The organism is Rhodococcus sp. 14-2496-1d, assembly GCF_002259365.1.
Taxonomy (GTDB): Bacteria; Actinomycetota; Actinomycetes; order Mycobacteriales; family Mycobacteriaceae; genus Rhodococcoides.
In genome coordinates this window covers 161,365-181,978 of record NZ_NPFV01000005.1, presented here as the reverse complement: position 1 = coordinate 181,978, position 20,614 = coordinate 161,365, and the positions used below count along the sequence as shown (strand labels likewise).

Sequence of the window (20,614 nt, the reverse complement as noted above, 5' to 3'; positions counted from 1 at the left end):
GAGTAGTGCGCTGACTGCCTTGCGTGAGACACCCGCGCGGGTCGTCGTCCTCGCGTCGGGGACCGGCTCGCTCCTGCAGTCGCTCATAGCCGCGACTGTCACCGAGAACTATCCCGCTCGCATCGTCGCCGTCGGAGTCGATCGCGACTGCGACGCAGTCCGCCGTGCCGACGATGCCGCGATCCCGAACTTCCGGGTCGCCCTGCGAGACTTCGCCGATCGAGCGGCCTGGGATCACGCACTCACCGAGGCCGCATCGAGCTTCGAACCCGATCTGGTCGTCACCGCCGGGTTCATGAAGATACTCGGCCCGCAGTTCCTCGGGACCTACACCGGACGCATCGTCAACACCCACCCTGCACTGCTGCCGTCGTTCCCCGGCGCACACGCCGTCCGCGATGCGCTCGACCACGGCGTCAAACTGACCGGGTCGACGGTTCATCTGGTCGATTCCGGTGTCGACACCGGGCCGATCCTGGCGCAGGAAGCCGTACCGGTTCTCGACGGCGACGACGAATCCGCGTTGCACGAACGCATCAAGATTGTGGAGCGACGGTTGCTGGTCGACGTGATCGCAGCCGTGGCCGCCAAAGGTGTCACCTCCGATGGACGAAAGGCTCAGATAATCCGATGAGTGAACGTAAAGCAGTGCGCCGCGCGCTGGTCAGCGTCTACGACAAGACCGGACTGATCGAACTGGCGACCGGCTTGCACAGCGCAGGCGTCGCTCTGGTGTCCACCGGATCGACGGCGAGCAAGATCGCCGACGCCGGAATCCCGGTCACCAAGGTCGAGGACCTCACCGGATTCCCCGAGACCCTGGAGGGGCGCGTCAAGACGCTGCACCCTCGGGTGCACGCGGGCGTGCTCGCCGATACCCGTAAGCCCGAGCATCTTTCGCAGCTCGAGGAGTTGGGCATCGAGGCTTTCGAGCTCGTCGTGGTGAACCTCTACCCGTTCACCGAGACCGTCGCCAGTGGCGCGACGCCGGACGAATGCGTCGAGCAGATCGACATCGGCGGTCCCTCGATGGTGCGCGCCGCGGCCAAGAATCATCCGTCGGTGGCCGTCGTCGTCGACCCGGCTCGCTACGAGGACGTGCTCACGGCCGTCTCCGGTGGCGGATTCACCCTCGCCGAGCGCACGTCGCTTGCGGCACAGGCCTTTCAGCACACGGCTGCCTACGACGTCGCGGTGGCATCGTGGATGAGCAACGTACTGACCCCCGATACCGAGACGGTGTTCCCGCAATGGATCGGCGGCACCTGGGACCGCTCGGCCGTGCTCCGTTACGGCGAGAACCCGCACCAGAAGGCGGCTCTGTACGTCGACTCGTCCGCTGCCGCAGGTATCGCGCAGGCCGAGCAGCTGCACGGTAAAGAGATGTCGTACAACAACTTCACCGATTCCGATGCGGCCTGGCGGGCGGCGTTCGATCACGCCGAGCCCACCGTCGCCATCATCAAGCACGCCAATCCGTGTGGCATCGCCGTCGGCAAGGACATCGCCGAGGCGCACCGCAAGGCCCATGCGTGTGATCCGGTGAGCGCATACGGAGGCGTCATCGCAGCCAACCGTGAGGTCACCGTCGAGATGGCCGAGCAGGTGGCCGAGATCTTCACCGAGGTCATCATCGCGCCGTCCTACGCCGACGGTGCGCTCGGAGTGTTACAGCGCAAGAAGAACATTCGCGTGCTGCTTGCCGTAGCACCGCCCACCTCGGGCGTCGAACTCAAACCCATCTCCGGCGGCGCACTGTTGCAGCAGCGGGACGTGCTCGACGCGGACGGCGACAATCCGGCCAACTGGACCCTCGCAGCCGGCGAACCCGCCGACGAGGCGACGCTGAAGGATCTCGAATTTGCCTGGCGCGCAGGAAGGGCCGTGAAGTCAAACGCGATCCTGCTCGCCCACGACGGTGCGTCCGTCGGCGTCGGAATGGGCCAGGTCAACCGCGTCGACGCCGCCCATCTCGCCGTGCAGCGAGCCGGGGATCGCGTCGCCGGTTCGGTCGCTTCGTCCGATGCGTTCTTCCCTTTCCCCGACGGTCTGCAGGTGCTGATGAGCGCAGGCGTCAAAGCCGTTGTGCAGCCCGGTGGTTCGGTTCGCGACAACGAAGTGATCGCCGCGGCACAGGACGCGGGAGTGACGCTGTATCTGACGGGATCGCGGCACTTCGCTCACTAGTTCGTGACGCCGAACTCGAAGTTATGGATGGATTTCCGGCGAAATCCGTCCATAACTTCGAGCTCGGCTAGACCTTGGCCCCCGCGGTGCGCAACTTGTCGCGAACCCGCGCTGCGACTTCCCACGGATCGACGCGCAGTTGCAGTGCGCTCACCCGAATCACCGTCCAGCCCATTGATTCCAGAAGGTGTTGACGCTCGATGTCCCAGGCTCGCTGCCTTTCGTCGGACCAGTGCTGCTCGCCGTCGTACTCCACCGCCACCTTCCACCGTGCCCAGCCGATGTCGATGCGGGCAAACACCCTCCCGTCCGGACCCACCACCTCGATCTGAGTTTGCGGTCGAGGCAGTCCCGCGTTCATGAGAGCCAGTCTGGTGCGTGTCTCCTGTGGTGATTCCGCACCGGCGTCGACCACGGCGAGCACGGCCCTGAGCTGAACGATGCCGCGGGCACCTCGATGGTTCTCGGCAAGCCGGGCGATGTCGTGAACGCCGACTCCGGTGGCGCGGCACAGTGCATCCAGCCGTCCGACGGCGGTTCCGAACGGCCTGCGTCGGCCGAGGTCGTATGCAGTTCGCGCCGCTGTGGTGACGACCAAGCCGTCGACAGTCTCGGATTCTTCGGGCAACAGCTCGTCGAAGCCGATCCGAAGCCCGCCCAACTTCTGTCGATGTTCGGCCCAGATGAGCTCGGCATCGTGGTCCGCGGAGATCCAGCCCGATCCGTGCACCGCCGCGGCACTCAGGCCGGAGACCACTGCCTTGCCTCGCGAGTACAACCACGCTGCCCTTGCCTTGGTCGGCGCATCCAGTTCGGAACCCGGGTCGATGTAGACGTCACGATAGATTCGACGAAAGTGCTGCCGGAGCTGCTGGCGGGTGACCAACCCGTTTGCCAGTGCCTCGGATCCGACGAACGGTGCGCTGTCCATTCATGCACAGTGGCATCGGATTCAGGCGAATAGTGGGCCGAGCGCCGGCTGTGGATGAACAAAATTGTTGTCCACAGTTATGCCGCTGTGATCAATATCGGTCCGAGATGTGTATCGGCTGCCGAGCTCGAAGTTGTGGACACAATTCGCCCGATTTTCGTCCATAACTTCGAGCTCGGCAGAACGGGTGTTCGCCACTGCATGGCAGCATCGGCAAAACGCTCGTAGCGTGGAGAAGTGACCTCTACCAAACCTGGCATCTCCACACTCGGCGAACTCAAGGCATCCGGACATCGGCAGCGGTCGATCAAGGAAGAGCTGCGGGAAAATCTTCTGAAGGCATTGCGTGACGGCACCGATCCGTGGCCGGGGATCGTCGGTTTCGGATCGACGGTGTTGCCGCAGTTCGAGCGCGCGATTCTGGCCGGTCACGATGTTGTGCTACTCGGCGAGCGCGGTCAGGGCAAGACGCGTCTGCTGCGCACCCTGAATCTTCTGCTCGACGAGTGGGTGCCGGTGATCGCCGGAGCCGAACTCGGAGAGCATCCGTACGAGCCGATCACCCCCGCCAGCATTCGCAAGGCCACCGAACTCGGCGACGACCTGCCCGTCGAGTGGCGTCATCGCAGCGAGCGGTACGCCGAGAAGCTCGCGACCCCGGATACCTCGGTGGCGGACCTCGTCGGCGACGTCGATCCCGTCAAGGTCGCCGAAGGTCGCAGCCTCGGCGATCCCGAGACGATCCACTTCGGACTCGTGCCCCGCAGCCACCGCGGCATCGTGGCGATCAACGAGCTGCCCGACCTCGCCGAGCGCATTCAGGTCTCGCTGCTCAACGTCATGGAGGAGCGCGACATCCAGGTCCGCGGTTACACGCTGCGTCTGCCTCTCGACGTCATGCTGGTGGCGAGCGCGAACCCCGAGGACTACACCAATCGCGGACGCATCATCACCCCGCTCAAGGACCGCTTCGGCGCGGAGATCAGGACGCACTACCCCCTCGAGCTCGATGCCGAAGTGGCCGTCATCGACCAGGAAGCGGAGCTGCAGGCAACTGTTCCCACCTATCTGCTCGAGGTGCTGGCTCGATTCACCCGGCTGCTGCGCGAGTCGCCGTCGGTCGATCAGCGGTCCGGCGTCTCCGCTCGCTTCGCTATCGCAGCGGCCGAAACCATCGCTGCCGCAGCCGTTCACCGAGCAGCGATACTCGGCGAGGCCGAGCCCGTGGCGCGGCCGGTCGATCTCGGCACCATCATCGAGGTGCTGCGCGGCAAGGTCGAGTTCGAGTCGGGTGAGGAAGGCCGTGAAATCGAGGTCCTCGAGCACATGTTGCGCCGGGCGACTGCCGACACCGTTCGAGCTCACCTCGGCGGAATCAACCTCGCAGCGCTGGTGACGGCGGTCGAGACGGGCGAACCCATCGTCACCGGCGACCGCATCACCGCCAAGGCGTTGCTCGACGAGTTGCCCGACGTCGAGGTGATCGGCGACATCCACGAGCGACTGAATGCCACCTCGGACGGCGAGAAGGCCGCCGCGGTCGAACTCGCACTCGAAGGGCTGTACCTGGCGCGACGGATCTCCAAGGATCCCGACGACGACGGTCAGACGGTGTATAGCTGATGCGTCGCTCCAGATACGGGCGCTATCACGACGGACCGGATCCCCTTGCGCCACCGGTGGATCTGCGCGAGGCACTCGACGCCATCGGTGAGGACGTGCTCGAGGGCGCGTCGCCCCGTCGGGCACTGCAGGAGATGCTGCGCCGCGGGACCAAGAACATGCGAGGGCTCGACGACCTGGCAGCCCAGGCCGCCAAGCGTCGACGAGACCTGTTGAAGAAGAACAACCTCGACGGCACCCTGCAGGAAGTGCGGGAGTTGCTGGACAAGGCAGTGCTCGAGGAGCGCAAGGCCTTGGCGCGCGCTCTCGACGACGACGCACGGTTCCAGGAGATGCAGATCGGTGACCTGTCACCGTCCACAGCGCAAGCGGTGCAGGAGCTTTCGGACTACGACTGGCGCTCGTCGGAGGCACGCGAGAACTACGAGAAGATCAAGGATCTGCTCGGACGCGAGATGCTGGACCAGCGTTTCGCGGGCATGAAGCAGGCCCTCGAAGGTGCAACCGACGAGGACCGTCAGGCCATCAGCGAGATGTTGAAAGACCTCAACGAGTTGCTCGACGCCCACAACAAGGGCGAGGACACCGATGAGCAGTTCGAGCAGTTCATGGACAAGCACGGACAGCACTTCCCGGAGAATCCGTCGAGCGTCGAGGAGCTGTTGGATTCCCTGGCCCAGCGAGCCGCGGCCGCCCAGCGGCTCCGTAATTCGCTGAGTCCCGAGCAGCGGGCAGAGCTCGATGCGTTGGCGCAGCAGGCCTTCGGTGACTCGAACCTGTTGAGCCAGCTCGATCAACTAGATCAGAATCTGCAGCAGGCCCGGCCCGGTGAGGACTGGGACGGCTCGCAGAACTTCCGCGGCGAGAACGGGATGGGACTCGGCGACGGCACCGGTGCGCTCCAGGACATCGCGGACCTCGAGAACCTGGGTAATCAACTCTCACAGCAGTACAACGGGGCTGCCCTGGACGACATCGACGCCGATGCGTTGCTGAAGCAACTGGGGCCGGAGGCCGCGGCCGATGCGCGGATGCTCTCCGAGCTCGAAAAGGCGCTGCAGCAACAGGGTTTCATGGACAAGGGTGCCGACGGTCAATGGCGTCTGTCGCCGAAGGCGATGCGGCAATTGGGGCAGTCCGCACTGAAGGATGTGGCGGGGAAGCTGTCCCGACGCGGCGGCGAGCGAGACACGCGCAAGGCAGGCGCGATGGGTGAGCCCACCGGTGCGTCGCGAGCGTGGGAGTTCGGTGACACCGAGCCGTGGGACGTCACGCGCACGGTCAACAATGCGGTACTGCGATCAGCGGCAACAGGATCCGGTTTCCCGGTGCAGTTGCAGGTGACCGATGTAGAGATCAGCGAGACCGAGACGCGAACGCAGGCTGCGGTGGCACTGCTGGTCGACACGTCGTTCTCGATGGTGATGGACGGTCGATGGGTGCCCATGAAGCGCACGGCACTTGCACTCAATCACCTGGTGAGCACTCGATTTCGCGGAGACGATCTGCAACTGATCGGATTCGGCAGGCACGCACAGACATTGACGGCCTCCGAGCTGGCCGGGTTGGACGGTGCCTACGACCAGGGCACCAATCTGCACCACGCGCTGATGCTTGCGGTTCGGCATCTGCGACGTCATCCCAATGCGCAACCGGTGGTGTTGATCGTGACCGACGGTGAGCCGACGGCGCATCTCGAGCCCGACGGCCACGCGTATTTCGATTACCCACCGTCGTCGAAGACGCTCGGGCAGACCGTGCGTGAACTCGATACCGTCGCCAAGCTGGGTGCGCAGGTGACGATCTTCCGGCTCGGCGACGATCCGGGACTCGCGCGGGTGGTGGACAAGATGGCCGAGCGGGTGGGTGGACGCGTCATCGCGCCGGATCTCGACGGACTCGGTGCTGCGGTGGTGACCGACTACCTCAAGCGTCGGCGATCGTAGCTACTTCTCCGCTGCCTTGATCTCCACCGATACGCCACCCCAGAAGGCGAAACCGGTGATGATCACGCGCGGCGCGCCGGGGTGCGTGGCGCTGACGTGTTCGAAGCCGCCCATGATGCCCATGCCGCGGACTTCGACGCTCACTCCGGGTGGCACGGTGACCTCGATGCCGCCCATGATGGCGACGCAGTTGATGGTGGTTTCTTCTGCGGCGAACGACGCGCGGCGTAGGTCGAGTTCGATACCGCCCCAGAAGGCGAACGCGTCGATGCGCGCCGCGGGGGTCCACTGTCCTTTCCGCACGGCACCGCTCATGATCGCGATCACGCGGTCGTTCGAGGAGCCACCGGGCGGTGCGGCCGCAGGGGGAGGCGAGAGAACCAGGTCGCCGGTCAGCAGGTCGAGTTCTCCGTAGGTCTTCGCCTGGTACACCGCGGCGGTGCGCTCGTCGTATTCGCTCACGGTCAGTTGGCCGTTCGCGAAAGCGTCGCTCAGCAACTGCGCGACGAGGTTCCTGTCCGCATCGGCTGCGCGAATCCGGCTCCGATCTCGGTCGGGGAGATGATCGCTCACTGGCCGGACACTACCGAAGCCTGGGTCAGGCCGCATTCAGGATGGTGCGGCTCCCGAGGGGTGACGCGAGAGTTATCTGCATGGTGGCGTAGACGGCAACCATGATGCAGGACTTGTCCGCGGCATCGGGCCGGGTGCCGGTACGCAGTTCGATGGTGACGGTGGTGTCGGTCTCGGTGACCGACGCGTCGGCTCCGTAGCACTCGGGAGTGCCGGTGACGAAGTGGACCGCGATGGTGTTGGGGGAGATCTGGCTCCACGACTCGAACGGGGTGGTGGTGGCGCGGATCAGATCGGCCGTCGGCTCGAACATCGTGCCGACGTCGCCGACGGGCACCTCGTGCGGAACCGGAGGGGCGCTGGGTTGCTGGGCGAACCCCACTGGGGAGGTGGAACCGACTGTCGGGGTTGTGTCCTCGTCGCCACCGGAGGCGGTGCTGCAGCCGACCAGCAGCAGGCACAACATGACACCTGCAGCGAGAAACCTCATGAATCCAACGTAGCGCCGGGAGCTGAGGAGAACCTTTGTGTTCGGCTCATGCGAGGAAGACCGTCACGAGCGCTATGACGGGGATCGAGACGAGTGTGGTCACGAACGCGGTGTCTCGGGCGAGCACAACACCGCGCTGGTAGCGGCTGGCGAAGACGAACACGTTCTGCGCTGTCGGTAGTGCCGACACCACGACGATGGCGAACAGATCGTGCCCGTCCAGACCGAAGACGAACCGGGCCATGAGGTAGCCGAGCAGGGGCTGGAGTGCCATCTTGAAGACCGTGGCCAGAGCGACGTCCCGCCGCGGGCTGATGCCCTTCTGCAGCACCCGGGCACCGTAGAGGGACAGGCCGAAGGCGAGCAACGCGCCGGGGACCGACGCATTCCCGACGAGTTGGAACGGCTGCATCAGTGCCTCGGGCAGCTCGAGTCCGGTGATCGACAGCACCAGTCCCGCTGCGCCGGCCAACACGATCGGGTTCCGGAACGGCGTCGTGACGGTCTTGAACAGGGAAACCTTGTCGACCTTGGTGGAGATGTCGAGAATCGTCACCGCGATCGGGGTGTAGATCATGATCTGGAACAGCAGGAGAGGAGCCACGAAGTTCGCGTCGCCCAGAACGAACACGGCGATCGGGATGCCCAGGTTGGCGGCGTTGACGTATGAACTAGCCAGTGCGCCGACGGTCGCTTCGGGCACGGTCCGTTTCAGGGCGAGCTTGGCTATGACGAAATAGATCGCTCCGACGAGCAGTGCCGTGGAACCGGCGACGGCCAACACGGGCGAGAGGATGACCGACAGGTCCGAGTTCGCCAACGTGACGAACAGCAACGCAGGGGTCGCGACGAAGAAGACGAGACGGCTGAGGACGAACTGGCCGTGCTCGCCGAGCAACTTCAAGTGGGCGAGGAGGTAGCCCAGGGCGATGACGACGAAGATGACGGTGAAGCCCTCGAGGACGCCGGACATCTACGAACTGCTCATCTCTGGATCGGGAACGACAGAGAGGCCACGTAGCCGATGGCTACGTGGCCTCTCCGAAAGAAAGTGTGGATCAGCGGCTGGTGAACGGCAGCAATGCCATTTCACGAGCGTTCTTCACCGCGACAGCGACCTGGCGCTGCTGCTGCGGGGTGAGCCCGGTGACCCGACGGCTGCGGATCTTGCCGCGGTCCGAGATGAACTGACGAAGGAGGTTGATGTCCTTGTAGTCCACCGTGGTCACCTTGGCGGCGTTCAACGGGTTCTTCTTCGGTCGACGGCCTGCCTCTGCGCGGACCTTCTTCGACGGTGCTCTCTTGACTGCCATCTGAAACCTTTTCCCTTTACCAGCTCGACTTGTGGACGCCTGGCAGTTCCCCGCGGTGAGCCATCTCGCGCATTTTCACGCGGGACAGCCCGAATTTCCGAAGGTAACCGCGCGGACGTCCATCCGCAGCGTCACGATTGCGTAATCGTACCGGACTCGAATCGCGCGGCAGACGCTGCAGTGCTGCTCGAGCCTGCGCACGCTCGGAGTCGCTGCTCGAGGGCTTGCGGATGGTCTCTTTGAGCTCTGCTCGACGCGTTGCCCACCGGGCGACGACGATCTTGCGTTGCTCGTTCTTCGCGATCTTCGACTTCTTCGCCACTGCCTACCGCTCCTCTCGGAAATCCACGTGCTTGCGCACGACCGGGTCGTACTTCTTCATCACCAGTCGGTCGGGATCGTTGCGACGGTTCTTACGGGTGACGTAGGTGTAGCCGGTACCGGCGGTCGACTTCAGCTTGACGATCGGACGAACATCCGTGCTCTTGCCCATCAGATCTTCTCCCCGCGTGCGCGCAGTCTTGCCACCACGGCGTCGATGCCGTCGCGATCGATGGTCTTGATGCCCTTGGTCGAGAGCGTGAGGGTGACGCGTCGGCCCAGGCTCGGCGCGTAGTAGGTCTTGCGCTGGATGTTCGGGTCCCACCTGCGGCTGGTTCGCACGTGAGAGTGCGAGACCGATTTTCCGAATCCGGGGGTGCGGCCGGTGACTTGGCAGTGCGCTGACATGAGCACTCCTTTCTTGCCGTTATGACAATCGTTTTCGACAAAGCGTGTTCTCGAATGTAGCGTGCATTCGCAGGTAATGACAATCGTTGTCGAGAAGAAGGGTGCTCGTGAACAACTCACCGGACGATCGAACCCCGATGGTCCTCGTCTCCGGCTGGACCGGAGCCATGGACGCGGTCGTGACATCACTGCTCGCGCCGGGCACCGTCGCGGTCCGCCACGATCTGAGCCGCGTCGCCGAAGGAGTCGTGCGTCGCACACTGTCCGTACTGGGGGAGGAACCGCGCGAGAGCATTCTGGAGCTGGCGCACGGCTGCGTCTCGTGCACCCTTCGGGAGGATCTACTGCCACTGTTGCGGGCACTGTCGACGCGCAGCAACGTCGATCGCATCGTGCTCGCCATGGACCCCGCGCTCGAGCCCGAGGCACTGTGCTGGGCCGTGGACAACGTCGTCGTTGCGGGTGTCGTCGGGCAGATCGACGGCCCGGCCTCGCGTGACGTCCGCATCGAGGCAGTGATCGACTGCCTCGACGCCGCAACCTGGTTGGCCGACGCCACCGGCGACGACGCGTTGGCCGACCGAGGCGTCGTCGCCAGTGGCGACGACGATCGAACCGTCGCGCAGTTGGTGGTCGGGCAGGTCGACTACGCCGATGCACTCGTCGTGACCGCAGGTTCCGACGTCGACGCGTGGGAACGCGCCCGACTCGCTGCAGTCCTGGCGCGGTTGGCCCCGAATGCTCCCGTCGTCTGGGTGTCCCAGGACGCACTGGTCGATGCCCCGGCACTTCTCGCGAGTGTCCCTGCCGATGCGCGACGCGGTGCGATCAGCGACGCGCACTCACCGCTGTTGCGCGGACAGCCGCCACTGACCGTCGATTGCGGCATCACCCTGGTCGAGTTCACCGCCACGCGGCCGTTCCATCCCGAGCGGTTCCACGAGGCGATCGACGTATTGCTCGACGGCGTCGTCACCGCACGGGGGCGGGCGTGGGTGGCCACTCAGCCCGACGAAGCTCTGTGGATCGAATCGGCAGGCGGCGGCCTTCGCGTCGCCAGCGCCGGAAAGTGGCTTGCCGCAATGACTTCGGAGCAGCAGGACCGCGTCGACGCCACCCGTCGGGCAATGTCGGCGCTGCGGTGGGACGAGAAGTTCGGTGATCGAGACACGTCGCTGGTCATCCTCGTCCACGATGCCGACCCCACCGAGATCGGCCGAACCCTGCAGTGGGCGTTGGTGTCCGACGACGAAATGGCAGACCCTGCGGCCTGGTCCGCCTGGAACGACCCATTCGGTCAGTGGCACGAAGACCCCTGCGAGAGCAGCGAATCCCCTTACGCAGAACAATCACGAGAGGCAACAGAATGAAACCAGGCATCCACCCCGACTACCACCCGGTCGTGTTCCAGGACTCGAGTACCGGCAACAAGTTCCTCACCAGATCCACCGTCACGTCCGCCCGCGAGACCGAGTGGGAAGACGGCAACACCTACCCGCTGATCGTCGTCGACGTCTCGTCGGAATCACACCCGTTCTGGACCGGAGCCGCCCGCGTGATGGACACCCAGGGACGCGTCGAGAAGTTCGAGAAGCGATACGGCCGACGAAGCCGAAAGGACTCCTGAATCATGGCTGTTCCGAAGAGAAAGATGTCGCGCTCGAACACTCGGAGCCGTCGCGCGCAATGGAAAGCCGTTGCTCCTGATCTGGTGACCGTGCGTTTTCAGGGCCAAGAGTTCAGGGTGCCGCGGAGATTGGTCAAAGCAGTGCAGACCGGGGTGTACGACCCGAGCTGACTCGCTACGGGTCTATCTTCACTTTCATGAACGATGGACCCAGTGCGCGAGATGTGAAGCGGTGGCGCCAGTATCTCGCCGACGAGCGAGCCGAGGCCGCCGTCTATCGCGATCTGGCAGGCCGACGCGCCGGCGAGGAGCGTGAGATTCTGCTCGCCCTCGCCGATGCGGAGGGCCGTCACGAGCAGCACTGGCGACATCTGCTCGGCGACCGCGTCGGCATGCCGCTCAGAGGCGACGTCCGGACCCGAATCCTCGGGTTTCTGGCCCGTCGCTTCGGTTCGGTGTTCGTACTGGCGTTGGCTCAGCGAGCCGAAACCCGCTCGCCGTACGCCACCGACGACGACGCAACGGAGGCGATGACGGCCGACGAGCAAATCCACGCCGAGGTCATCAGGGCGCTGGCCGCTCGCGGGCGCAACAGACTGTCGGGCACGTTCCGGGCTGCAGTGTTCGGTGCCAACGACGGACTGGTGAGCAACCTCGCGCTCGTGCTCGGCATCAGTGGTTCCGGAGTGTCCAATCACATCGTTCTCGTCACCGGACTGGCCGGATTGCTCGCCGGTGCACTGTCGATGGGCGCGGGCGAATACGTGTCCGTTCGCTCGCAACGCGAGTTGCTCGAGGCGTCGTCCCCGGACAGCGCGGCCCGTGATGCCGTGCAACATCTCGACGTCGACGCGAACGAACTGGCTCTGGTGTACCGCGCCCGAGGAATGACGCACGACGAAGCCGACGCCAAGGCAGCAGAAGTGCTGCGATCGCTTCCCGCCGAGGAGATGGCCCCCGAGGTGGACCAGCACGAGTCGATCGGTACGGGGCTGGGTGCGGCGGCAGCCAGCTTCTGCTTCTTCGCCTCCGGAGCCGTCATCCCGGTACTGCCGTACCTGTTCGGCCTCGAAGGCTATGTGGCCCTTGCTGTTGCGGCCGTCCTCGTCGGACTCGCGTTGATCTGCACCGGCCTGGTGGTGGGACTGCTCAGCGGTGGACCGCCCGTCAAACGTGCACTGCGCCAACTCGCCATCGGCTACGGCGCGGCCGGGGCAACGTATCTGTTGGGACTCGCATTCGGTGGGGGAGTTTAAGGCAGGCGTACCCGACGGGATTGTCCGCGTTCGTCCCGTTGTGCATCGGTGTTCTCGTGTTGTTCACCCAACAACTTCGCTTGGTTAACGGATAGAGAGAGCGTCACCGTCACCATCGAGGCATGACGCTCAATCCCGCAGGCGAAACCGTCGCGACCGGAATCCCGGGCACGCTCGCCGAGAACATGACCATGGCCGAGCAGCACGATTGGCATCGGTCGTTCCTGCGGCGACACCCCGTCAGTCGACGCAACTTCCTGGTGGGAGCCGCCGCGACGGCCGCCGCGGTAGGCGTCGGGAACTCGGTGTTCGCGCGAACCGCGTACGCGCAGGACGCCCCGCTGGCCGTGGCCGGACGGCACATGGGCTTCGGAAACGACCCGGCGACGCAACTGCGGTTCTCGGCACAGCTCTCTCGTAATCCCGGGCTTACCGGTGTCTTCCTCGATCACGGCCCCACGCCCGCACTCGGCGCTACGACGTCGGCCGAGGTACGAAACCTGATCAGTCAGGTTCCACAGACAGACGGCGGAATTCTGTCGGCGGAGCAGTACTACGTACATGTGCCCGTCGACAATCTGACGCCCAAGCTGCCGCACTACTACCGCTGGCGCACCGCCGACGGCTTCGTCAGCGATATCCGGAGCGCGTCCCCGGCACTGCCGACCGGTCGCATCGCACCGTTCCGGTTCACGATGATGGGCGATCAGGGCGTCGACGAAACTCCCTCGCAACCGCCAGGTTTGGTCGCCGGTGATTACGACGACCAGTACTACAAGGCGGACAACGAGCCGTCGATCAAGCACGCGCGCAACATCAATCGGCAGATCGAGGCCTCGCACCCGGACTTCCACATCCTCGCCGGCGACATCGCGTACGCGGACCCGTCGGGTGCCGGTCTGCCGCCGCAGTTCGCGAAGCACGGTCAGACCCCACCGAAGGGATTCGACAAATTCAACCCGTTCGTCTGGGACGGCTATTTCCAGGCGATCGAGGCCAGTGCATCGACCGCGCCGTGGTTGTTCGCCACCGGTAACCACGACATGGAAGCGCTGTACAGCCCCAACGGCTACGGCGGACATGCCGCGCGGCTCGATCAGCCGACCAACGGACCCAAGGGATGCCCGTCGGCGTACTCGTTCGTCTACGGCAACACTGCCGTTCTGTCGCTCGACGCGAACGACGTCAGCTACGAGATCAAGGCCAACACCGGTTACAGCGGTGGAGCCCAGAACACCTGGGTGGAACAGACATTGGCGAAGTACCGTGCCGATCCGAACATCGACTTCATCGTCTGCTTCTTCCACCACTGCGCGTATTCGACCACGTCGACGCACGCGAGCGACGGCGGCGTCCGCGACGCGTGGGTTGCGCTGTTCGACAAGTACCAGGTGGATGTAGTGCTTCAAGCCCACAATCACGTCTTCGAGCGCACCGATCCCATTCGTGGCAACCGTGCGACGCGGGTCGCCGGTGACAACGCCACGGTCAACGGAAAGACCGACGGCACCGTGTATTACACAGTCGGCGGTGGTGGTCGTCCACGCTATACGTTCCAGGACGGTGAGGGCGTGAGCTACCGCGGCAACGAGTTGCCCGACACGGCAGTTCCGAACAGTTACGTATGGGCGCCGGACGGCACCAAGTCGGCCGAGTCCATCACCTGGTCTCGGGTGCGATTCCTCAACTACTCGTTCGTCAGAGTCGATGTGGTGCCGGGTATTCCGGGCACCACCGCCAGCAGGATGACGATCGGTGCAATCGACGAATACGGTAACGAGTTCGACCGTCTGACCTTCGAGCGAGACATCCCTGTGGGTCCGGTGTTCGGTTCGTCCTAGTGCCTGCGGCAGTGGTGTGGCTGAGTGCCGTGGAGGGCACCTAACCGCACCACTGCGCGGAGCGCACTACAACCACTTCTGACGCTTGAACACCACGAACAGTGCAGTGGAGCAGATCACCATGGCGATCAGAGCCATCGGATAGCCGAGCTGCCAAGTCAGTTCCGGCATGTCCTCGAAGTTCATACCGTAGATGGCGGCGATCAGCGAGGGCGCGAAAAGTATTGCGCCCCAGGATGAAATCCGTTTGACCTGTTCGTTCTGCTCCAGGCTGGCCACCGTCATGTTGCGCATCTCCTCGTTCTGCTGCTGCGCAACGATGGTCGAGTGCACGGTCAACGCATTCTGCAGGTTGGAGCGGAAGGACTCGATGCGGTCGGACACGCGGATCGCGTGATCGTGCACGTCGCGCAGGTATCGCTGCAGTTCCACGTCGACGTTGTACTTGTCCGAACCGCGCTTGAGTGATTCGATCATTTCGACGAGGGGCTTTGCGGCACGGTCGAATTCGGACACCTCACGGAGCAGTGAGTAGATGCGACGCGATACCGACGGGTCGCCGGTGAACAGCTGATCCTCGATCTCGTCGATGTCGTTCTGCAGTCCGGTCACCACCGGGACGTACTCGTCGACCACTTGATCGAGGATGCCGTAGAGAATTGCCTCGGGGCCGAGTTGGAGCAGTTCGGGAGATCCTTCGAGCCGCTTGCGCACCATTGCCAGATCGGGGGATTCGGCATGGCGAATGGTGACGACGAAATCGGGTCCGAGGAATATGTGCAATTCGCCGAATTCGACCTTTTCGGTCTCGTCGATGTATCGAGCGGGTCGGAGAACGACGAATAGTTGCTCGGCGTACCGTTCCAGTTTCGGTCGCTGATGGGCTGCAATGGCATCTTCCACGGCTAGGCGGTGCAGACCGAACTCGCCTGCTACAGCATTGATTTCGCTGATCTCGGGGCGGTACAGGCCGATCCAGGCCATGCCGTGCCGCTCGCGCATCAACTCGAACGTGATGTCGAGGCTCTCGGGATTGGCAGTGCGTTTGCCGTCGACGTAGACGGCATTGTCGATGATCGGCACCTGTTCGTTCACCTCGGCTCGAGAAGGAAATGTGCCGGACGGCATCACGACCGAGACTATCTCCTGCGAAAATGGGGCGGTGTTTTTCGGCGCAGCCATCACCGCGGGTGCGACGCCGATCACGACGCCGCATCCCTCATCGGCCGCCGGTTGTCACGCTCAGGTGGTAGACCCCAACGGGGTGATCCGGGAATCTGCCACAACTCGAGGTGGCCGTGCGGCTGGTCTAGTCGCTTATGACGATCACTTTGATCTCCGCGTTCTCGCTGACCTTCACCCCGACCGGGAAGTTGAGGCCGATCACGCGGGCGTCGGGGCGGTCGTAATTGACGGTGACGTTGTCGAAGCCTGCGTCCTCCAGGGCCGCGATGGCCGCAGATTGGGACATTCCGATCACGTCTGGAATTCTTTCGCGATCCGGAGCAGCTTGAGCGACTGCGCCGCCACCGAGCGCGATGGCTCCCGTCAATGCAACAGTGGCGACGGCTTTCTTGAATTCGATACGCATGATGTTCTCCTCGGGTGAGCCGGAATCTTCGAACACGACGGTGCCCCTCGATTCTAGGTCCGACCTCGGGTTTTGCTGTGAGGTTTCTGTCAGCACCATGACATGCTGATCCGATGCTTCTCGACGTACTCGGATTGATCGGTATCGCGGCCTTTGCGGCGTCGGGGGCGTTGATCGGAGTGCATCGCCGGTTGGATCTGTTCGGGGTCTGCGTCGTCGGAATCACGACGGGCATCGGCGGCGGAATCATTCGCGATCTGCTACTCGGCATCCACCCACCGACGTCACTGGACACGTGGCCGAACCTCACGGTCGGCTTGTTCGCCTCGCTGGTCGTGTTCGTTGCGCACCGACAGATGGGCAAGGTCAGGCGCGGTGTTCTGGTGCTCGACGCCTTCGGGATGGGACTGTTCGCATCGACCGGAGCGACGATCGCGTTGGCTGCCGGCGGTAGCGCGTTGGCGGGAGCTCTCATCGGCACCACGACGGCGGTGGCAGGCGGCGTGATCCGAGACGTGCTGGTCAACGAAGTTCCCCTGCTGCTGCATCGGGACCTGTATGCCCTGCCGGCCATGCTCGGTGCGACGGCCGTCGTGTTGGCCGATGCCGCGACCCTGCCGGAGAACGTGGGTCTGGTCGCGGGAACCCTGCTCGCGACGGGGTTGCGCCTGCTCGCGCTGTGGCGAAAGTGGAACCTCCCGCTGGCGAAGCACCTACCGACGCTCTAGGTCGCTATCCGCACCCCTCTCAGACATATCTCAGTCGACCAGGACAAACTGTACGAATGCGGATATTGGTGGTCGACGACGATCGGGCAGTGCGTGAGTCGCTGCGCAGGTCGCTGACATTCAACGGGTACACCGTGGACCTGGCGGTCGACGGGCTCGACGCGCTCGAGCAGGTCGCGGCGGCACGTCCCGACGCCCTGGTGCTCGACGTGATGATGCCTCGCCTCGACGGCCTGGAGGTGTGCCGTCGATTGCGCAGTGTCGGTGACGACCTGCCGATTCTGGTGTTGACGGCACGGGACTCGGTGTCCGAGCGTGTTGCCGGCCTCGACGCCGGTGCCGACGACTACCTGCCCAAGCCGTTTGCGCTCGAGGAGCTGCTGGCTCGCCTGCGCGCTCTGCTTCGGCGTACCGCGATGGAAGCGGGCATCGACTCGGAGACCATGACGTTCGCGGACCTGTCGTTGGACCCGGTCACTCGTGAGGTCTCGCGCGCCGAACGCTCGATAAGCCTCACCCGGACCGAATTCTCGTTGCTCGAAATGCTGATGACCAATCCGCGTCGAGTCCTCACCAGAAGTCGCATCCTCGAGGAAGTCTGGGGTTACGACTTCCCGACGTCGGGCAACGCGCTCGAGGTGTACGTCGGGTACTTGCGGCGCAAGACCGAGGCGGAGGGGGAGTCGCGGCTGATCCACACCGTTCGCGGTGTCGGGTACGTCCTGCGCGAGACGCCCCCGTGATGGTCGCTTCGTTCGGGCGAAAGTCGGCCGACAATGTCGGCTCCTCGCCGACGGCGATGCGGCCACCGATGCCACTGACACGGTCGGTGTCGCTGCGGTGGCGGGTGACCTTGCTCGCGGCCTCCGTCGTCGCAATTGCGGTGGCGGTCATGGCCATTGCCGCGTACACGGTGGTATCCCGAGCACTGTACGGCGATGTGGACACTCAATTGCGTTCGCGTGCTTCGGCTCTGGCGGAGTCCAGTCTGGTGTCCTACGACCCGCGGTTCGTCGCTGGAGCAACGTTGTACAGCACCGATGTCAGTGTCGCGCTGATCTATCCGGACATGTCCAGCTACAACCCGCCCGGGCCCAAGGTGCCGATCGGCGATGCCGAACTCGCTGTGGTGAGCGGAGAGCAGGAATCGTCGCTACGCACACTCGACGATCAGCGGGTACTGGCGCTACGCACCAAGGACGGCAGCACTCTCGTCGTCGCACAGAGACTACTGCCGACCGGAAAAGTACTCGACCGTCTGGCGTGGGTGCTGCTGATCGTCGGTGCCTGCGGCGTGGTGCTGGCGGCTGGAGCAGGTATGGCCGTGGGGCGCACCGGTTTACGTCCGATCGCCCGACTGACCGCGGCTGCCGAACGGGTGGCACGCACCGACGACCTGACGCCGATCCCGGTGACCGGCGACGACGAGTTGGCGCGTCTGACCGAGAGTTTCAACACGATGCTCCGGGCACTGGCCGAATCTCGCGGCAGGCAGAGCAGATTGGTCGCCGACGCGGGCCACGAACTTCGCACCCCGTTGACTTCGCTGCGGACCAACATGGAGTTGCTCATCGCGGCGGGACGCCCAGGAGCGCCGTCCATCCCGGACGAGGACATGGCCGAGTTGCGGACCGACGTGGTGGCGCAGATTCAGGAATTGTCCACCTTGGTCGGTGATTTGGTCGATCTGGCGCGAGAGGACGCGCCGGAGACGGTGTTCGAGCGAGTCGATCTAGCCGATGCCGTCGAACGCAGTCTCGAACGAGCACGCCGCCGTCGCAACGAGATCGACTTCGAGGCGACGTTGATGCCGTGGTTCGTCTACGGCGATCAAGCAGGACTCTCGAGAGCCGTGCTGAATGTGCTCGACAACGCGGCCAAATGGAGTCCGAGCGGTGGTGAGGTGCGAATCGCGATGCGGCAGATCGGCGATGGCCTGCTGGAATTGACGGTCGACGACGCGGGCCCCGGTATCCCCGAGGAAGATCGCGAGCTGGTGTTCGAGCGCTTCTATCGCTCGACGGCGTCGCGTTCGATGCCCGGATCCGGTCTGGGACTTGCCATCGTGCGGCAAGTGGTCGTCAAGCACGGCGGCACCATCGGAGTGGAGGTGTCCGAGCGGGGCGGCGCGCTGATACGAATCGTGTTGCCCGGCGAGGGTGCTCCTGATCCCACCACACTCTCGGCAAACTGATAGCCGGATCTCAGCGCGCTCTCAGTCCCGCCCTGCACAGTGAGTAGCAAGAAGGCGGGCGGACCTCGGATACCGAGGTCTCTACTGAAGGAAGCAGCAACGATGAGCGACGACCGTAACGAATCCGAACAGAGCGGACAGGGTGCCGGTGGCGAGCAGCATCCGGCGGACCGGGCTTCGCGCGGCGACGAGCAGAACTACTCGGCACAGCAGCATCCGACTCAGCAGCATCCGACTCAGCAGTTCCCGCCGCAGCAGGGTTACCCCCAGCAGTACGCCGGCTACGGACAGGGGGCCTACCAGCCCGGCTACGGCCCGTACGGTCAGCAGGGCGATCCGCAGCACACCCAGGCTCACCACGCACAGCCCCAGCACGTTGCGCCGCAGTCCGATTCGGCACCGACTGCGGTGAAGTCCCGCCCGGGTAGGTCGGTACTGGTGGCCGGAGCCATCGCCCTCGTTCTGGTCGGTGGCGGAATCGGCGGCGCGGTCGGTGCGATCGCCACCAACAACGCCAACGGCAACGGCGGGGGAGTGACCAACTCACTGAACTCCACGGTCACTGCAGCTCAGCCTGCCGCCAATTTCCCCGACGGCTCGATTCAGGCAGTAGCGAACAAGGTTCTGCCGAGCGTCGTGCAGATTCAGGTGAAGGGCTCCCAGGAAGAGGGTGAGGGCTCTGGCGTCATTCTCAGCAGCGACGGCCTGATCCTGACCAACAATCACGTCGCGACGGGTGCGGGTGCCAACGGCAAGCTCACCGTCGCGTTCTCGGACGGATCGGTGGCCGACGCGACGATCGTCGGTGCCGACTCGGTCTCGGACATGGCCGTCATCAAGGCCGAGGGCAAGTCGAACCTGACGCCGATCGAACTCGGATCGTCCTCGAACCTCGAAGTGGGCCAGCAGGTCATCGCGATCGGCTCCCCGCTCGGCCTGGCCGGCACGGTCACCACGGGCATCGTCTCCTCGCTGAACCGGCCCGTGTCGACGTCCGGCGAGTCCGGCAATCAGAACTCGGTGATCGACGCCATCCAGACCGACGCTGCGATCAACCCGGGTAACTCCGGAGGCGCACTCGTCAACACCGACGGACAGCTCATCGGCATCAACACTGCGATAGCCACACTCGGCGGCAGTCAGGGGTCCGCGCAGAGCGGCTCCATCGGGCTCGGTTTCGCCATCCCGGTGGATCAGGCCAAGCGCATCGCCGACGAACTGACCACGACGGGCAAGGCGACCCAGGCCATGATCGGCGTTCAGGTGCCGTCGCAGGACGACGCCAATGGAGCAACCGTCGTCGAGGTCACCGAGGGAGGACCGGCAGCAGCTGCGGGCATACCGAAGGGTGCGGTGATCACCAAGGTCGACGATCGCATCGTTGCCAGCGGTGACGCGTTGATCGCAGCGGTGCGGTCACACGCGCCGGGCGATTCGGTCACCATCACCTACACCGACGGCGGCAGCGAGAAGACCGCGACCGTGACTCTCGGCACCGCCGAGCCCGCAGCGGCGCAGCCACAGACTCAGCAGCAGGAACAGCAATTGCCGTTCCAGGTCCCGTCGTTCCCCGGTGGTCGCTGAT

At 64.5% G+C, this 20,614-nt stretch carries 23 protein-coding genes; 13 read left to right on the top strand and 10 right to left on the bottom strand.

The window, feature by feature from the left end:
- Window positions 1-19 precede the first annotated feature (19 nt).
- Both purN and purH read left to right on the top strand, forming a co-directional pair.
- The gene (gene purN / locus CH296_RS03075) at window positions 20-634 is read left to right on the top strand and encodes a phosphoribosylglycinamide formyltransferase (RefSeq protein ID WP_094645647.1); all 615 of its coding nucleotides are present in this window, start codon (window positions 20-22) and stop codon (window positions 632-634) included.
- The gene (gene purH / locus CH296_RS03070) at window positions 631-2,187 is read left to right on the top strand and encodes a bifunctional phosphoribosylaminoimidazolecarboxamide formyltransferase/IMP cyclohydrolase (protein ID WP_094683988.1); all 1,557 of its coding nucleotides are present in this window, start codon (window positions 631-633) and stop codon (window positions 2,185-2,187) included. The genes purN and purH overlap by 4 nt, the downstream gene beginning before the upstream one ends.
- Window positions 2,188-2,254: 67 nt before the next feature.
- On the opposite strand, the gene CH296_RS03065 is transcribed toward purH, so the two are convergent.
- Complete coding sequence (locus tag CH296_RS03065) at window positions 2,255-3,118, bottom strand: DUF559 domain-containing protein (RefSeq protein WP_094683987.1); 864 nt, start codon at window positions 3,116-3,118, stop codon at window positions 2,255-2,257.
- Between the two features lie 237 nt (window positions 3,119-3,355).
- On the opposite strand from CH296_RS03065, the gene CH296_RS03060 reads away from it, so the two are divergent.
- Together CH296_RS03060 and CH296_RS03055 are read left to right on the top strand one after the other, a co-directional pair.
- Entirely contained in the window at window positions 3,356-4,741 is a 1,386-nt protein-coding gene (locus tag CH296_RS03060) for an ATP-binding protein (RefSeq protein WP_032395759.1), read from the top strand.
- Window positions 4,741-6,687 (top strand): VWA domain-containing protein, encoded by a 1,947-nt coding sequence (locus CH296_RS03055; protein WP_094683986.1) that lies wholly within the window; start codon window positions 4,741-4,743, stop codon window positions 6,685-6,687. The genes CH296_RS03060 and CH296_RS03055 overlap by 1 nt, the downstream gene beginning before the upstream one ends.
- On the opposite strand, the gene CH296_RS03050 is transcribed toward CH296_RS03055, so the two are convergent.
- From CH296_RS03050 to rpmB, 7 genes are all read right to left on the bottom strand, one after another.
- A complete protein-coding gene (locus CH296_RS03050) occupies window positions 6,688-7,260 on the bottom strand; it encodes a DUF1707 domain-containing protein (RefSeq protein WP_094631224.1) in 573 nt (190 codons plus the stop codon).
- A 25-nt stretch (window positions 7,261-7,285) separates the two neighbouring features.
- The gene (locus CH296_RS03045) at window positions 7,286-7,750 is read right to left on the bottom strand and encodes a hypothetical protein (protein WP_032395756.1); all 465 of its coding nucleotides are present in this window, start codon (window positions 7,748-7,750) and stop codon (window positions 7,286-7,288) included.
- A 46-nt stretch (window positions 7,751-7,796) separates the two neighbouring features.
- A complete protein-coding gene (locus CH296_RS03040; protein ID WP_094683985.1) occupies window positions 7,797-8,723 on the bottom strand; it encodes an AEC family transporter in 927 nt (308 codons plus the stop codon).
- A gap of 85 nt (window positions 8,724-8,808) precedes the next feature.
- The gene (gene rpsR / locus CH296_RS03035) at window positions 8,809-9,063 is read right to left on the bottom strand and encodes a 30S ribosomal protein S18 (RefSeq protein ID WP_008719028.1); all 255 of its coding nucleotides are present in this window, start codon (window positions 9,061-9,063) and stop codon (window positions 8,809-8,811) included.
- 16 nt (window positions 9,064-9,079) lie between these two features.
- Window positions 9,080-9,385 carry a 30S ribosomal protein S14 gene (gene rpsN / locus CH296_RS03030; protein WP_045196459.1) on the bottom strand — a complete coding sequence of 102 codons (306 nt, stop codon included), beginning with the start codon at window positions 9,383-9,385 and terminating at the stop codon, window positions 9,080-9,082.
- A gap of 3 nt (window positions 9,386-9,388) precedes the next feature.
- Complete coding sequence (rpmG, locus tag CH296_RS03025) at window positions 9,389-9,559, bottom strand: 50S ribosomal protein L33 (protein ID WP_170944568.1); 171 nt, start codon at window positions 9,557-9,559, stop codon at window positions 9,389-9,391.
- The gene (gene rpmB / locus CH296_RS03020) at window positions 9,556-9,792 is read right to left on the bottom strand and encodes a 50S ribosomal protein L28 (protein WP_094631225.1); all 237 of its coding nucleotides are present in this window, start codon (window positions 9,790-9,792) and stop codon (window positions 9,556-9,558) included. Before rpmB ends, rpmG begins: the two co-directional genes overlap by 4 nt.
- Before the next feature lie 137 nt (window positions 9,793-9,929).
- Between rpmB and mrf the strand changes: the two genes are divergently transcribed.
- The 5 genes from mrf to CH296_RS02995 all read left to right on the top strand — a co-directional run bounded on the left by mrf (window position 9,930) and on the right by CH296_RS02995 (window position 14,516).
- Window positions 9,930-11,162, top strand: a complete 1,233-nt coding sequence (gene mrf, locus CH296_RS03015; RefSeq protein ID WP_094684081.1) for a ribosome hibernation factor-recruiting GTPase MRF — start codon at window positions 9,930-9,932, stop codon at window positions 11,160-11,162.
- Window positions 11,159-11,419 carry a type B 50S ribosomal protein L31 gene (locus tag CH296_RS03010; protein ID WP_032395752.1) on the top strand — a complete coding sequence of 87 codons (261 nt, stop codon included), beginning with the start codon at window positions 11,159-11,161 and terminating at the stop codon, window positions 11,417-11,419. The genes mrf and CH296_RS03010 overlap by 4 nt, the downstream gene beginning before the upstream one ends.
- 3 nt (window positions 11,420-11,422) lie before the next feature.
- The gene (gene rpmF, locus CH296_RS03005; RefSeq protein ID WP_094631227.1) at window positions 11,423-11,590 is read left to right on the top strand and encodes a 50S ribosomal protein L32; all 168 of its coding nucleotides are present in this window, start codon (window positions 11,423-11,425) and stop codon (window positions 11,588-11,590) included.
- Between the two features lie 26 nt (window positions 11,591-11,616).
- Window positions 11,617-12,675: a VIT1/CCC1 family protein gene (locus CH296_RS03000; protein WP_094683984.1), complete on the top strand. Its 1,059-nt coding sequence runs from the start codon at window positions 11,617-11,619 to the stop codon at window positions 12,673-12,675.
- 122 nt (window positions 12,676-12,797) lie between these two features.
- Entirely contained in the window at window positions 12,798-14,516 is a 1,719-nt protein-coding gene (locus tag CH296_RS02995; RefSeq protein ID WP_094683983.1) for a metallophosphoesterase, read from the top strand.
- A 66-nt stretch (window positions 14,517-14,582) separates the two neighbouring features.
- Here the strand turns inward: CH296_RS02995 and CH296_RS02990 are convergent, their stop codons facing one another.
- Window positions 14,583-15,599, bottom strand: coding sequence for a magnesium and cobalt transport protein CorA (locus CH296_RS02990; RefSeq protein ID WP_032396242.1), 1,017 nt, complete (start codon window positions 15,597-15,599; stop codon window positions 14,583-14,585).
- 226 nt (window positions 15,600-15,825) lie between these two features.
- A complete protein-coding gene (locus CH296_RS02985; protein WP_032395749.1) occupies window positions 15,826-16,143 on the bottom strand; it encodes a PASTA domain-containing protein in 318 nt (105 codons plus the stop codon).
- Window positions 16,144-16,220: 77 nt separating this feature from the next.
- Here CH296_RS02985 and CH296_RS02980 point away from each other — a divergent pair, with 77 nt between their 5' ends.
- From CH296_RS02980 to CH296_RS02965, 4 genes are all read left to right on the top strand, one after another.
- On the top strand, window positions 16,221-16,835 hold the full coding sequence (locus CH296_RS02980; RefSeq protein WP_032395748.1) for a trimeric intracellular cation channel family protein: 615 nt from the start codon (window positions 16,221-16,223) through the stop codon (window positions 16,833-16,835).
- Between the two features lie 56 nt (window positions 16,836-16,891).
- Window positions 16,892-17,578 carry a response regulator transcription factor gene (locus tag CH296_RS02975; protein ID WP_032395747.1) on the top strand — a complete coding sequence of 229 codons (687 nt, stop codon included), beginning with the start codon at window positions 16,892-16,894 and terminating at the stop codon, window positions 17,576-17,578.
- On the top strand, window positions 17,578-19,029 hold the full coding sequence (locus CH296_RS02970) for a HAMP domain-containing sensor histidine kinase (RefSeq protein ID WP_032395746.1): 1,452 nt from the start codon (window positions 17,578-17,580) through the stop codon (window positions 19,027-19,029). Before CH296_RS02975 ends, CH296_RS02970 begins: the two co-directional genes overlap by 1 nt.
- 102 nt (window positions 19,030-19,131) lie before the next feature.
- Complete coding sequence (locus CH296_RS02965; RefSeq protein ID WP_082322504.1) at window positions 19,132-20,613, top strand: trypsin-like peptidase domain-containing protein; 1,482 nt, start codon at window positions 19,132-19,134, stop codon at window positions 20,611-20,613.
- The last annotated feature ends 1 nt before the right edge of the window (window position 20,614 follow it).